We start from the raw sequence: 15447 nt of genomic DNA, 5'->3' as shown, positions 1-15447 counted from the left end.
TTATTTTTTATGAGCAATTAAGGTGTTAGATTCAAGAAAGAAGCGGTATGAGGTGGTTAAAGTCAATTTATCCAATACCTGATCCAGATTTTCATGCGCTATAGTTCCAGAAAAATCAAGATCTACATCTGCATCAGCCTGAAAAGAAATGCCATATTTACGAGCCAATTGTTGGCCAATATCCGAATAAGTAGCATGATTAAAGTGCAGTACTCCATTCATCGTCTCTCGTTCTTGTCCCTGATCAAAAGATTCTATAGTATATTTGTCCAACACTTTGTCATATACAAATGCCTGTCCAGGTAAGATGATCAGGCGCATGCTATTATTAAAGATTTCCACTTTACCAGTAAACAGGGCAATCTTTGCTACCTTGTCCTCTTCAAAAGCATGAATATTAAATGAGGTTCCCAAGACTTTAACCTGAAATTCACCTGTCTCGATGGTAAAGGGCTGGTCTTTACGATGAGCTACATCAAAAAAAGCCTCACCTTTGAGCCTCACTTTTCGCTCGCTCGCTGCAAACTGCTGAGGATAGTCGAGTGTAGAAGTAGGCCCTAATCGTACTTTTGTTCCATCAGTCAGTTGCACATTCATGTACTTACCGGCGGGAACGTATTGTTTTACAACAGCGACTTTAGGCGAGGGGCTCTGCAGCATATCCGGACTTTGCTGAAACAAAAAGATGGACAAACCCAAAAGCAGTACACACGCAGCAGCGTAGGGAAACCATTTCCGAAACAGAATTTTTCGATTTACCTTAACTTCATCGATCGCTTGATAAAGACGCCGTCTTGCCATTGCGATTTCGTCCTCAGATGGCATGGCCTGGAGCTGTAAAACTAAGGCCTTACTTGCTATTGTTAAGTCTTCGTATTGCGGATTTTCCTCAATCCAGGTTTTCCAATAAGTAACATTCTCTGATTCACGATCCAGACAATATTCAACAAAGGAAGGATCACAGATCAATTTTTCAAGAGTAGGGTTATCCATTATTTTTCATGCATTTTAAGAGTAGTGCATGAAATACCTGATTTTTACCTATTTTATTTATAATAATTTAAAATAAGAATTAAAATCACTGTTAAATGACTCTTAAGACTCTTTATAGCTTCATAAATGACATTATATACTGTTCGGACAGCAGCATTTTCGGAAATAGCAATTTCGTCGTAAGACTTATTGTAGAAATATTTCAATTCAATATAGTGGCGTTGCTTTTTGGTCAGCCTAGCCATAGCGGCATGGATATGTCGCTCTCTTTCCATCATTTCCTCAATTCTAATTTTTTGAGTCTCTACAGATTCCTCATAAGGTTCTTCCAGTAAGCTCTCAAAACAAATTTCCTGGGCTTTTAGTTGTCGAAAAATAATACGCTTGAGCCAGACAAAAAGATAATATTTAGGATCACTAATATCGACCGGAAGACGCTCATGCTTTTCCCACAACTCATAAAATAAAATATGGATTGCTTCCTTAACAACTTCTCTATCCTTGGCAATAACCATCCCGTATTGAAACAAAGACCTATACAGTGTATCATAAATGATAAAGAAACTTTCCTTATCCCCTTTTGTAATATTGACCCAGTGCGTTTTCATTTTTCAAGGTCGCTAAGATAACATATTATTTAGATTTATTCCAAATAATAGATATAAATATCCGATACGCGACTAAATTCATCGTATGGATCTGAGAAAAGTGATGAACCAGTTTGCAAACATCAGCTGCATGCACATGAGTCAAAGGTTATTTAAAGCAAATATCAAAAAGAAGAGTTGCTCAGAAATTATAATCAAAAAAGAATCGCTACAGATATTAAATCTATAGCGATATAAAATGGATCTTTCCTATAATGGTTTTGGTATTATCAAATCTTACAAGACCTTACAAAGTGATGCTTAATCTTATTTTCAAACAAACATAATATTTTTTTTCTCACTAATAGGAATATTACAATAAATATTTCATTTTTTTAGCGGATCAAACAAGTTTTATTGATAGTCTAGAGCACAACCTCGAAAAACACTATTTATTATACATTTACTACCTTAATGTAAGATCACAATAATGATATCTTCGCATTATTTTTATTAAAACAGGCATTGGTGAATGAAAGAACAACTATTGATCCACGAAGTGATCGATCTACCTGACGAGTTCGATATAAAAGATTTTAAATTATTTTATAGAGATATTGACTTACTCAGATTATCAAAAGACTATGGAACCCCTTTACGATTTACGTTTCTTCCTACTATTGAAGAAAAGATAAATGAGATGAAGTTATATTTCAAAGAAGCCATACAAAAAACGAACTATCAGGGCAGTTATATGTACTATTATTGTACAAAAAGTTCTCATTTTAGGCATATACTACAAAAAGCTATTCAATCCAATATAGGCGTTGAAATCTCATCAGCTTATGATATCGATTTAATCAAATCTTTAATAGAAGATGGAAATATTAAAAAAAGTACAAAAATAATTTGCAATGGCTATAAGACCTCTGATTATCAAGCTGGAATATTATCCTTGATTCAGCAAGACCATTGTTCTGTCATGCCTATCATCGATAGTAAAAGTGAACTTTTACATTATCTTGAAAATCTGAGTAACACCACTAACTTAACTATAGGAATTAGAATAAACCTGAGTTTTCTACAGACCTATCCTCATGAGTCGAGATTTGGGCTATCACCCGATAATATCATGAGTCACTATCATGATTATATAAAAGCAAACGGGCAGGTGTCCGTCACCACGTTACATTTCTTTAATGAAAAAGGATTGAATACAGGAAATGAATATTGGAATGTATTAGAAGAAGTTATCCGATTTTACTGCCGATTTAAAAGGATAAATCCACAATTAACGACATTAGATATCGGAGGCGGTATGCCCTTTCGAAGCTCACTAAATGACAACATTGATCTATCACTTTTAGTCCGACAGCTTATATCTACCATTCAAAACATCTGTCTAGAAGAAGGCGTTCAGGAACCAGACATCATTACCGAATTTGGAAAATATACGGTAGCAGAAGCAACAGCTACAATTTTCAAAATAAATGAAAAAAAACAAGGTGACCGTGTAGATTGGGCTATTATTGATGGTTCTTTTATTACCCATTTGCCAGATACATGGGCTATTCATCAGGAATATCCCGTATTTCCTATCAATAATTTAAAACAAAATTATAAACCCTATGTGCTAGGCGGATTGACATGTGACAGTGCCGATTACTATCCAAACACGATTGATCGCGGATATGTAATGTTGCCAGATACCGACAATGAACAATATATCACCTTCCTACATACAGGTGCATACCAAGAAGCTCTTAGTGGTTTTGGCGGAATAAATCATTGTTTGATTCCATCACCAAAACATATCATCATTGATCGGGATGATCATGAAGATCTACAATATACTGTCTTTTCTGAAAAGCAAACAAGCCATCATCTTTTAAAAATATTGGGTTATCAAAAATAGATCAATACACCGACGTACTAATTCATTTATTTCAGGTATTTATTGGAACAACTATTACAGCATGTCGACTGTTCTTTCTATACATTGATTAATTTAAAAAGGACAGTTATGATGAAACAACAAAAAAATACCACTACAACAGGACTAGGTTTTATTGTTGCAGTAATATTGGAAAATGCCGATCAGTCACAAATCAACAATCCTGATGGTTCGCCAAAAAATCCGAATGATTTACGCGAGCAAAAACAGGCAGAAAATCCTGCTGAGAATCCTGATCCAGAATTAGAAGATCCAAATTTTGTACCAGAGGATGAAGATGAGGATACACCATCCAATGGACAAGAATCAACACAAAATATTTCAAAAAATAGCGAATTAGATACAGAAGATCCAGTAGAATTTCCCGATGAAGATCAAGATGAAATAGAACAAGGTGAGCCCCAAGAAGAACTTCCAATGGAGGAAGATGATGATCTCACAAGAGAAGAGCCGCTAGAATTGCCTGAGCAAGAGGATATCGATGAAGTAGAAATTAATGATAAAGAGGATACTGAATTAGAATAACACAACAATGGGTAAAGTAATTATTAAAATTACAGCATTCCCTATTCTAACCAGCTCGTTAAATAAGTGACAAACACGCTGGCAGAGCCTACTCTTTATCTTAAATTCCATTCCTTAAATTCAAAATATGATCACAATTGAAAAAAACAACACAAAAAACAGACTAGGCCTGCTTATGTGCGTAATATTAGAAAATAGTAACAGCATTGTTCCAAAACAAAATAATCTATCGGAACAAGATTACCGATCTGAAAATCAATTGAAAGACTCCAGACAATATGATCCTCTTCAAGAAGTTGGCAATGCGGAACACGAAGCAATAGAGCGAGAAAATCAAGAAGATGGCTTAATCGATCGAGTAGATCCAGACAGTGATAAATTAAATCCCGAGGAGGATGAATTAGAAATAGACAATCCAAAGGAAGATCTGTTAGAGGGTGATCCTGAGGAAGAAGTTTTTGACGATGACGATCGCGACATCGAAGAAGATGGTCTTGAAGAAGAAGATAATGATGGCAATTTCTTATAGAAAAAACAATATCTTGATTTAGATATTCATCTAAAAAAAGGAATGCAAGTCAATTTGCATTCCTTTTTTTATTTCCTTACTCGTGCTGATTTCCTAAATGGTCACGCATTCTGAACAACTTAAGTTTTTACCCTTACATTTTTCTAGAAACATGATTTGGAGCGATCATATGCCTATGTATCATCAAAGCAATAATGAAGTCTCCTGCAGCATACGATATAAATACCTGATTTAAAAATTATATCGATTTAAAAAATGCTTGAAATTTAAATAAACTCATGGATAAAATGAAAATAAGACAATTTACATACAAATGCATGCAACGAATTTATACGTATAGTTAGAAAACAAACAATATACCACATTCACTATCAAACTATTATAAAGATATAAGCGTTATTAAATATACTACACATCATAACATGGAGGTTATTATGGAAAATGTAAATTTAAATGTCTTATTTCAAGAAAAAAGACAAGTGTTGAACCATTTCGCTAGTCAATTTACGTCTGATTACGATGAAAAGGAAGATTTGATTCAAGAAACGCTTATGAGAGCACTGAAATCGGTTCATAATTTTATAAATGATCCTAAATTAATGACTTGGTTGTATGTGATTATGAAAAACATTTACATCAATCAATATCGAAGAGAAAGACGTAAACACATCGTATATGAAGATTGTATCCATAGCGACCACTTCGATACCACATCCTTTAATTCAAATGAATACAAAATGATTCATGATGATATCCAAAAGGCTTTAAATAGCATTCCAGTTGAAAATGCGGAGATCTTCCGTTTACACTTAGACGGTTATAAGTATCACGAGATTGCCGAAACCTTTAATCTTCCGGAGGGAACAATTAAATCCCGTATTCATTTGACACGTAAAGTTCTACAACAAAAATTAAAAATGTACCAGTCATCTTAGGTCAACACCAGATTTTAAGCAGCAAACTTCATTATTGATTTTTTGACGTACCTTTAGCAATATTCTTCATCATTCCTTTAAAAATAAAGGAATGAAAAGGTAAGACTGCATACCAATATAATCTACCCGAAATACCAAGTGGACGGAAAGTGGCTGTTTGGATAAAAACATTATTTTTATCAATTTTAAACTCCAACCATGCTTCACCTGGTAATTTCATCTCCGCATATAACAACAATCTACGATCCTTTTTATCGGCTAATATTACTCTCCAAAAATCAATTACACTACCTGTTGATAAAATCTCCGAATTTGTCCTTCCTCGTTGCAATCCAACACCTCCAACCAGCTTATCAAGGAATCCACGGATACCCCATAACCAATCTGCGTAGTACCACCCCGTTTTTCCACCGATCGACCAGATATGTTTTAATACAAGATCGGGATCTGACACGTCCATAGACCTGATGTCCTTAAAGCATCCATCTTGCGGAACTTCTATCAGTTTTACAAATTGATCTGGGTATCTTTCGATATTCATGGCCTCCCGCCAACTGGATATCACCTGGTTTTGTTCAATTTTTCCAAAAGCCAAACGAATAGCCTCTTCATAACTCATGGGCTGGATATTAATTTTTTCTTGAAGATCGTTAGGTTGAGCTATGACATCTACGCGCATACTCTCCACCAAACTGCTAGCAAGCGGATAAGAAGTAGAAGTAACAAAATAGAGCCAATAAGAAGAAAGCTTTGGTGTCATGACAGGCACTGTCAATATCCAACGCTTAAGCGCCCTAACATGAGCAAACCGCAGCAACATATCTTTATAGGTAATGACTTCAGGCCCACCGATATCATAAGCTTTATTAAATGTATACTCCTGCATCATCACCCCATCTAAAAAGCCCAGTACATCACGAATACCTATTGGTTGGCATTTGGTCATTAACCATTTAGGTGCAATCATAATCGGTAACTTCTCCACCAAGTCCCGTATGATTTCGAAACTCGCACTACCCGACCCTACAATAATACCTGCCCTTAAAGTAGTGACTGCATAACGGCTGGAGTGCAATCTTTCTTCGACGTTCAAGCGAGACTGTAAGTGTTTCGAGAGGTGCTTACTATTCACAATACCACTTAAGAAAATTACCTGTTTGACGCTTGTTTTTTCCATACAAGCTTTAAAACAATCAGCAACGAGGAGTTCAGTTTGTGAAAAATCATTTTCTGAAGATGACATAGAGTGCATGAGGTAATAAGCAATATCGATATCTTCCGGAATTTGACCCACAACATCCTTCTTTAGAAAGTCTACTTCTATTACCTCAAAATCAAATCCTTCATATTTACTTTTATCAAAACGATTCCGATCACGTACACAGCAGACCACTTGATGTTTCTTCTCGAGTAGTACAGGCAGCAAACGCTGTGCGATATAACCCGTGGCACCCGTCAACAATATTTTCATATCTTCAAAATTTCTAGTTCTTCACTCGTATTTAATACTCACTATAAGATCGTATCCGCAAAATATCTTATGGTCAATGAAACATATATCACTCAAATTTAATCAATAATATATCTTAACCTGCTTTTTTTATACATTCCCTTAAAGCAATCATGACAGATCTTACCTGATCACATGCACGACGATTCATATCAAGAAACATGTACAGTTCTCGATCTTTTCCAATATTTATAAGCATCCATCCAAAGTGTACTCACTCCAGCGACCAACAGACAGATGAGCAATTGAACAGCGCTCAAATATGTTAAACTAAAGAAGTGCGAAACAGCTTCAAAATACAGCATCAAAAAGAGCATTCCCAAAGTGATACAACTCATATAATAGATTAGATTGTTCTTATAAGTAATGGTCTCGTAGATGTAATAGTAAAAAGAACGATTGATAAAACTAAGCAGGATGTTAGAAAAAATGAGGGTCGTAAATACCATACTGCGCACGGTATTCTCATCTCCTGTTTGATGATAAGCGTACTGATAAATAAAAAGAACACCTGCTGCAATTACCAATCCTTGAATCATACTAATTGTGAGTTCTTTCCAATTTAAGAATGTTTCTGAAATTGGACGTGGTTTATGCTGCATGGCATTCGGTTCCATAGGTTCATTTTCATACACGATCGAACAAGTAGGTCCCATGACCAATTCTAAAAAAATAACATGTATTGGCGTAAAGATCTGTGGATATATCCAACCCAAAAACAACGGTAGAGAGACTGTTAGAATAATCGGAATATGGATAGATATGATATACTGAATAGCTTTCTTGATATTGGCATAGATCCGTCGACCCGCAGCGATCGCGACCACTAATTTTGAAAAATCATCATTGACAAGAACTACAGCAGCAGCAGCTTTTGCTATCTCTGTCCCTTTATTGCCCATAGCCACCCCAATATGGGCAGCCTTTAAAGCAGGAGCATCATTAACACCATCCCCCAGCATGGCCACAACTTCACCACTACGCTTGAGGGATTGAATTACAGCCAGTTTTGCTTCCGGATACATTCGTGCAAATATGGTACAGTCATGCAATTGCTTATCCAGTACTTCTTTCGACAACAGCATTAAATCTTTCCCGTCAATATGTATCGACGCATCCTTTAAGCCCGCCTGCTGGGCAATGGATGTTGCTGTGTTGGAATTATCTCCAGTGATCATTTTGACTTTGATTCCTGCCTCATAGATCTGCTTAAATATAGCCTCAATACCTTTCTTTGGAGGATCATAAAAAACAACAAAACCCTCAAAATCAAATTGAAAATCCTGTTGCTTTTCTGGAAAATCATGATGTGTATCATGTGCTTTCGCTACCCCCAGTACGCGGTATCCCTGTTGCCCAAATTGAGCAATAAGCTGCCTCAATTCCTCTTTCTTTTCTACGGAAAGACTAGACACTTCAAGAATAGCTTCGGGAGCTCCCTTAGCAGCAATAATCCGGTCGCCAGCATCATTTCTAAATAAATGAGTCATCATGGGCGGCTTACCCTCCAATGGATACTCGTGAAATAACTCAAACTCTGCCCTTTGATCCTGTTTAGCAGTCTGTTCGTAACGCTGATGAAGTTCTTTTTCCATCGGATCAAAAGGTACAGGTTCACTAGCCCACATAGCCGTCTGGATCACATCGGACACATCGGGCAGATGATAGTCTTGCTCATACACCGTACGCTGCTTTGCTTCACTATAAACAGCTACTAAATTCATTGTATTTTCGGTTATTGTACCTGTTTTATCTGTACAAATTACGGTAGTACTACCCAGTGTCTCCACAATACTTGATTTTTTAATAATGACTCCTTCGCGCATTAATTTCCATGCACCTAGCGCCATAAAAGTGGTGAATGCTACTGGGATTTCTTCCGGAAGGATAGACATGGCTAACGTAAGACCACTTAATAAACTATCAATAACACTGCGTGTCTGAAAATAGCTCACCAGGCAGACCAACATAAAAACGATCAGTCCAATCAGCGCCATATTTTTCACAAAGCGTTCAATTTGCAACTGCAGCGGCGATTTTTCTTCTTTTATTGACTTCATAGACTGACCGATCTGACCCAGCTTGGTTTGCTGTCCGATCTTCTTTACCTCATAAACGGCCAAACCTGATACCGTGATCGTACCACTGTAGACGCAGTTATCCCTTCCATTAGCATCTTTGAACACAGACAGACTCTCCCCTGTTAGGGAAGATTCATTTACTGAAAAATCATGGCTATGCACAATTATTCCATCGGCATTGATAATTTGACCTTCTTCCGTTATGCATAGATCCCCAACGGCTATTTCGTGCGTTTTAATAGCAATGATCTGACCATCACGTATTACTTTACTTAGAGGTTCATTTAATTTTTCTAATTCCCGCATCGCATTTTGGCTCCTCACATCTTGATAAAAAGAAATTCCGGAGACAAAAGTAAGCGCAGCCAACATAAAATAGGCCTCCGTATAATTTCCAACAATCAAATAAATAACGGAAATCACGATCAGCAAGATCAACATCGGTTCTTTCACGATATTGAGCAATAGATCAAGCGTACCAGAATCGCGTTTTGTATTCAGGCTATTATAACCATCTTTTTCAACTGACTGCCTGACCTGCGCAGCATTAAGACCTTTTAGGTCCTTAGGAATTGGATAACCCATATCTAAGCCAACTAGTTAGATAGTAAGTTAACACTATTATTTCAAAGAAAATAATATTTAATATGATAACAAACAATCACAGCCACATGAGTGAGATTCCATCCTAAAATTTTTACTAAACTATTTTTCGTATCATTTCGATAAATACGTATCTCACCAGGATTTCTACGGGTATTACACTCTGCGATACGCCATGTATAGTTAAGAAATACGGGTACCTGCATCATTTAGTACTGAAGATTACATCTGGGTACTTTAAAATGAAAATAATCAAAAACTTCTGTTTATCATCTTTAAACAAAGAAAAATAGTGGAATAAAAGGATACAATAGATAAATGTAAAAGATGAATGATTTAATTTTATGGGGGACAGATGAGGGTCAATTAAAAAATAATGGAATCAAAAGGAGTTGAAAAGGCATAATATTTGTAAAATCACCATACAGATATTAAGTTTTAAAGATGAAGTTTTTATAGCACAAGACTTCACAAAATGAAATTAAAGTATATGATAAATGAAAATCTCCATATATATTTACAGGCCTTAAACTCGGCCAACTCTGGTATTATCATCACTGATAATTTGCAACCAGATAATCCGATAATTTATTGCAACAGTGCGTTTGAAAAAATATCAGGTTATTCAAATGATGAAATAATCGGTCACAACTGTCGATTCTTACAAGCACAGGACAGATCCCAAGCCGAAAGGCAATTACTTAAAGATAGTATAAGAGAGGGAAAGGAGTGTAAAGTCGAAATTAGAAATTACCGCAAAAATGGTCAATTATTTTGGAATGAGTTATTAATTTCCCCAGTCAAAAATGAGGAAGGTTTAATCACACATTTTATAGGTGTGCAACATGACGTAACAGATCGAAAAAGAGTAGAGTATGAATTGCGTGAAGAAAAATCCTTTATAGAAGATAAAATACGCCAACGTACCAAAGAACTTATGGTCAAAGAAGCATTCTTGTCCAGTATCATTCAGACGGTGAGAGAAAGCTTATTAGTACTCGATTCCAATTATGTTGTATTAAGTGCCAATAATCACTTTCTAAGTACATTTAAAGTATCACAAGAAGAGACTGTTGGTAAAGTTCTTTTTGAATTAGGAAACCATCAATGGGACATTGACCCCCTAAAAGACCTTTTGACAAAGATTTTGCCTACCAATAATCCAGTTACTGATTATGAAGTAGAACACCATTTTCAACACATCGGAAAAAAAGTAATGCTGCTCAATGCATATCGAATAGAGCTCGAAGGACAATATAAAGATCGGATATTAATAGCAATAGAAGATATTACAGAAAAAAAAGAATTAGATCGTCGTAAAGATGATTTTCTTTCAATAGCAAGTCACGAATTAAAAACTCCACTTACCACCATAAAGAGTCTGGTACAACTCCTTCAACGTATGGATCCGGCTAAAAATCCAGAAAAGTTTACTACTTCTCTCGATAAAGTATCCGTATACATTGAAAAATTGAATAAGCTTATTTCGAAATTACTGGATACATCTAAAATCCATTCCGGCAATATTGAATTGCATATGGAACCGTTTGAAATTGATAAAACCATAAAGGATGCGATCGAAAATCTGTCTGTTGCTATACCTGGACATCAGATTTCATTTACAGGCTGTACAAATGCGACTGTTATTGGCGATGAAATGCAAATATTACAGGTAATTAATAATTTAATTTCCAATGCAATCAAGTATGCTCCAGGATCTAAAAATGTGGAAGTTTATATCAATAATGTAGGAAAATTTGTTAAAATATCCGTCAAAGACTATGGAATGGGTATTAATCACCAAGATAAGATCAAAATCTTTGAAAGATTTTTTAGAGCAAGCGATATTCAAAAAAAATATCCTGGCTTAGGAATAGGATTGTATGTATCTCATGAAATTGTTGTCAACCATAAAGGAACTTTATGGGTTGAAAGTGAGATTGGTGAAGGATCAACATTTAATTTTACATTACCAATCATGAAAAATAAAAACTATGGATAGTAAAAAAATAATGGTTTGTGATGATGATCAAGGAATACTTGATGTACTTCAAATGTTACTCGAATTAGAGGGATTTGAAGTTTTACCTCAGATTAATAGTATTCATGTTATTAAAGAAATTCTAACGTATTCCCCAGACATCCTTTTACTGGATTTATGGATGCCCGTCTTGTCTGGTGACCAAATTTTAAAAGCCATTCGCAATACACCTGAGATAAAAAAACTACCTGTTATTGTCTTATCCGCAAGTGGCGATGGAAATAAAATAGCGATGGAAGTCGGGGCCGACGGCTTTATAGCCAAACCTTTTGACCTTGATGATATCATAACAAAAATAAATATCTTATTACCAAACTAATGGTAATAAGATATTTATTTTAATCCATCATCGATCCACATAAGTAACTGGCTTGAAAAAAAGTTTGTTTTTATTTAAATCAAATGCATTTATTTAATTTCTGCTTAGAACAATGCCGCATACCTATAGATCATCCCAACTCACATCAACTCTATTGTTTCTTTTTTCTCATAATAAAAAACTTTCCGTTCCTTCAGAGGTTATATACAGTATGAATTGCTGATCAAATTACAGCAATAGGCATTAAAAATATAAATTTTGAAAAACAAATTATTTAATTCACTTGCTAACAAACGAATAATAGCAATCAGGCTTACTATTTCTGGTAGTATTAGAGATCGAGCAGTTTTTCGTAATTAAAACAAAGGTGGTTTTACAATTATCAGAAAAGTCTATACTTATACAATTTAAAATAAATAAAAATGAATGTAAAACGCGTTTTCGGCACCGTACTCACTATTCTGGGTATTATTGCTTTAATTTATACAGGATATGAACTTATCAATAAAAGTACAGCATATACGACCTTTATCGTAGTAGGGATGATCGGGCTAATCTTTTTTTTCTCAGGCATAGGCCTAGTCAAAAATACAAAAGACGAATCCTAATCTGCTCTTCCGGCGATATCCAAATGAACAGTTAAATGATAGGGGTGCCCGCTACTAATAGGTAGCGAATCGCTTGCAGATCCATTCTCCTATCACTTTCCGATTATAAGTTATAGATATGCCCCAATAAGTAACGAATTTATTGGGGCATATTTAATATTCATCATTTCCTATCCCGCTACATCTCATTTTCACAATCGAGATCGATATCACCATGACATGAGTTACGGATTCAGCAATACACAGATCCAATTTTAAATCTTATGTTGTTTCGCTATTTTTGTAAAAAGACTATTTCTCAATCTAAAGTAGCAGCATAATGGTTGTAGGCAAAATATATTATTGTAATTTAGTAAAATTAAATATCCGTGATGGAGCTGATACCGTTGGATGCATCCATACAAATCCACGAGAACATTTGAAAATGATATTCATAAAGAAATACAAGAAGTGTCTATCGGCAAATTTAGATGATGAAATCAGCTAAAAATACAATTAATGACGAGTCCTGAACCGATAATCATCTACTTAAAGAATTTTAACACGAATAGCTTACATAAATGATAGGACCCATCTATTTACTGGATCATCCTATTAATTCATAACCACAAAAACAAATGATTTTTAAAGCATTGAGATCAGATGTAAATGTTGATGATAGTACATTTAACGATTTATACCCCCCTAACATAAAAAAATTAGCACAAAGACATTGGACTCCGGTGGATGTTGCAAAGATGGCCGCCAACTATTTGGTACAGCACCCAAATGACAAGGTTTTAGATATAGGTGCGGGTGCAGGCAAATTTTGTCTTGTTGGGGCATCTTGTACAGCAGGTAAATTTTATGGAGTTGAACAACGCCAATCACTGGTCCAGATTTCCAATGAAATCGCACAAAAACATGCTATTGATAACGTAGAATTTATTCATGCAAACATTGATCAAATCTCTTTTGCAGATTATGACGCTTTTTATTTTTACAATTCTTTTTATGAAAATATGGATACATCTTGTCCGATAGATCACGATATCATACCCGACAAAGAGCTCTATCATGCCTATACCGAATACCTTAGAAAACAACTCGTACAAATGCCGATCGGTACACGAATTGTTTCTTATTGGAGCGGATGGGATGAGATTCCCACGAGTTTCGATCTGGATAAAACAGCCTGTAGTGGACTACTCAATTTTTGGACAAAAATCAAATAACTAGATTTCGCCTGATCAATGATGATTGCTCTGATGTTTTCTTATGAATCTATAATAACCCAATAGCATTCGGTCATTATAAAGCGCCACCAATAAAATAAATATCGGTAGACACAACGTTCTTCGATCAAACCATCCATACATCAATGCTCCTATTATTCCTCCACAAAAAAAACCTCCGATAATAATTGCTTTGAGCAGGATAGCACGTTTTAGGCGCTTACGTTCATTGCTTTTTTTATAGAAAATCATTTGGGATAATTCTATTCCTAGATCTGTAAACAACCCTGTTAGATGAGTGGTACGTACCACCGAACCTGATATTTTTGTCACCAGTGCATTCTGTAGCCCCATAGCCATCAATAATACACAGGAGAGCACAACAGCATAGTCAGCGGGTGAAAAAGCAACAAGTACGAGGAGAAAAATTTCAATAGAGAGCGGTAGCATATAAGAATAATGAGCCGCACCTCTGGAAGTCATTTCCATGGTTGTATTCGCTAAAAATGCGCCCAAGAAAAATGAAATGACATAGATGATGCTTAAAAAAGCTAACCCATAATTATTTGAAAAAAGTTCTTCTGAAAAAAAAGCGAAGTGTCCGGTCACATTTGTTGTCAATGTCTTAAAAGACAAAACCCCCACGATATTCACCACACCAGCAACAATCGACAATAATGCCGCCAGTTGCACATTATGGACAAAAGTACGTCCCCTATCTCGATGCCTAAACATAATAATGAATATAAATATATAAGGAATCTAGCCCTGCCCTAGCTTTGGAGTGCAATAATTTCTTTAGATTAAAAGAAAGAAAGGCTTAGATCACACCTTCAAAACTACATTTTTTAAACTTAATCTAAGTCTTCTTTCTCTATTGAGATCTCACTTGTTGTAAGAAATATTCAATAAAAACTTTTTAATCATTTAAATTTCCAGTTATGGATCTAAATCGATCTTTCAAGTAGCATCAAAATAAAATGGCTTCAATTGAAGATAAAGAAGCCATTGTACAATTAAGAATTTTTTTTCACCACATCAACCATATGATCCAGATCAAATGGTTTTTCAATATAATCATCGGCTTTGCAGTCTTTTGCCTTTTGAGGTAAGTCATAAGATGTCGATGTTAACACAGCAGAAATATCTTCCGTTTCTGCATCACTTTTCAGCTGCTCAATAACTTCAGAACCTTTTTTACTGCCCCTGATATGCTCATCCACGACTACAACATCAGGATCGATCTCGTCAATCTTCTCAATGGGCTCAGTTGATAACGATGAAGTAACCTCAAAACCTTCATCTTTCAATACTTCATCCATTATATCTAGAATATCTTCGTCATCCTGAATAAGCACAACTTTCTTTTTCATACCGCTACCATTTTTTTACAAATATAAAGTTATAATTCAATATTCTAAAGCCCCTGAAAAACAAAACATAAACATCATAAATAGTAAAAATCAACCAAATAAAGAATGCGATTAGTATTTACTATAAATCCGATCCCAATAGCAATCAAACAAAAAAATCATTAAATAAGAAAAC

Annotated in this window: 14 protein-coding genes; 8 read left to right on the top strand and 6 right to left on the bottom strand. The window is 35.3% G+C overall.

The genetic code is table 11. The annotated features are described in order from the left end of the window. Both MUB18_RS13570 and MUB18_RS13565 read right to left on the bottom strand, forming a co-directional pair. Complete coding sequence (locus MUB18_RS13570) at nt 1–993, bottom strand: FecR family protein (protein ID WP_248753443.1); 993 nt, start codon at nt 991–993, stop codon at nt 1–3. Nucleotides 994–1046: 53 nt separating this feature from the next. After that, nucleotides 1047–1601 (bottom strand): RNA polymerase sigma factor, encoded by a 555-nt coding sequence (locus tag MUB18_RS13565; RefSeq protein ID WP_248753442.1) that lies wholly within the window; start codon nt 1599–1601, stop codon nt 1047–1049. Nucleotides 1602–2112: 511 nt separating this feature from the next. Between MUB18_RS13565 and MUB18_RS13560 the strand changes: the two genes are divergently transcribed. From MUB18_RS13560 to MUB18_RS13545, 4 genes are all read left to right on the top strand, one after another. Further along, nucleotides 2113–3495, top strand: coding sequence for an arginine decarboxylase (locus MUB18_RS13560; RefSeq protein WP_248753441.1), 1383 nt, complete (start codon nt 2113–2115; stop codon nt 3493–3495). 108 nt (nt 3496–3603) lie between these two features. Beyond that, nucleotides 3604–4059, top strand: coding sequence for a hypothetical protein (locus MUB18_RS13555; RefSeq protein ID WP_248753440.1), 456 nt, complete (start codon nt 3604–3606; stop codon nt 4057–4059). Between the two features lie 175 nt (nt 4060–4234). Then, entirely contained in the window at nt 4235–4588 is a 354-nt protein-coding gene (locus MUB18_RS13550; RefSeq protein WP_248753439.1) for a hypothetical protein, read from the top strand. A 434-nt stretch (nt 4589–5022) separates the two neighbouring features. Continuing rightward, entirely contained in the window at nt 5023–5523 is a 501-nt protein-coding gene (locus MUB18_RS13545) for an RNA polymerase sigma factor (protein WP_248753438.1), read from the top strand. A gap of 31 nt (nt 5524–5554) precedes the next feature. Here the strand turns inward: MUB18_RS13545 and MUB18_RS13540 are convergent, their stop codons facing one another. Next, entirely contained in the window at nt 5555–6994 is a 1440-nt protein-coding gene (locus MUB18_RS13540) for an SDR family oxidoreductase (RefSeq protein ID WP_248753437.1), read from the bottom strand. A gap of 191 nt (nt 6995–7185) precedes the next feature. Then, a complete protein-coding gene (locus MUB18_RS13535; protein WP_248753436.1) occupies nt 7186–9699 on the bottom strand; it encodes a cation-translocating P-type ATPase in 2514 nt (837 codons plus the stop codon). A gap of 508 nt (nt 9700–10207) precedes the next feature. Here MUB18_RS13535 and MUB18_RS13530 point away from each other — a divergent pair. The 4 genes from MUB18_RS13530 to MUB18_RS13515 all read left to right on the top strand — a co-directional run bounded on the left by MUB18_RS13530 (nt 10208) and on the right by MUB18_RS13515 (nt 13899). Next, nucleotides 10208–11719, top strand: a complete 1512-nt coding sequence (locus MUB18_RS13530; protein ID WP_248753435.1) for a PAS domain-containing sensor histidine kinase — start codon at nt 10208–10210, stop codon at nt 11717–11719. Beyond that, nucleotides 11712–12077 (top strand): PleD family two-component system response regulator, encoded by a 366-nt coding sequence (locus tag MUB18_RS13525; protein WP_248753434.1) that lies wholly within the window; start codon nt 11712–11714, stop codon nt 12075–12077. Before MUB18_RS13530 ends, MUB18_RS13525 begins: the two co-directional genes overlap by 8 nt. A gap of 422 nt (nt 12078–12499) precedes the next feature. Then, nucleotides 12500–12685: a hypothetical protein gene (locus MUB18_RS13520; protein WP_045755873.1), complete on the top strand. Its 186-nt coding sequence runs from the start codon at nt 12500–12502 to the stop codon at nt 12683–12685. A gap of 617 nt (nt 12686–13302) precedes the next feature. Continuing rightward, nucleotides 13303–13899, top strand: coding sequence for a methyltransferase domain-containing protein (locus MUB18_RS13515; RefSeq protein ID WP_045755871.1), 597 nt, complete (start codon nt 13303–13305; stop codon nt 13897–13899). Nucleotides 13900–13914: 15 nt separating this feature from the next. Here MUB18_RS13515 and MUB18_RS13510 read toward each other — a convergent pair whose 3' ends face one another. Next, the gene (locus tag MUB18_RS13510; RefSeq protein ID WP_045755870.1) at nt 13915–14634 is read right to left on the bottom strand and encodes a YoaK family protein; all 720 of its coding nucleotides are present in this window, start codon (nt 14632–14634) and stop codon (nt 13915–13917) included. Nucleotides 14635–14915: 281 nt separating this feature from the next. Further along, entirely contained in the window at nt 14916–15272 is a 357-nt protein-coding gene (locus MUB18_RS13505) for a two-component system response regulator (RefSeq protein WP_045755869.1), read from the bottom strand. Between the last annotated feature and the right edge of the window lie 175 nt (nt 15273–15447).

The sequence above is a fragment of the Sphingobacterium sp. PCS056 genome (assembly GCF_023273895.1).
Taxonomy (GTDB): Bacteria; Bacteroidota; Bacteroidia; order Sphingobacteriales; family Sphingobacteriaceae; genus Sphingobacterium.
Note: the sequence above shows the minus strand (reverse complement) of the source record. Positions and strands in the feature narration are given on the sequence as shown.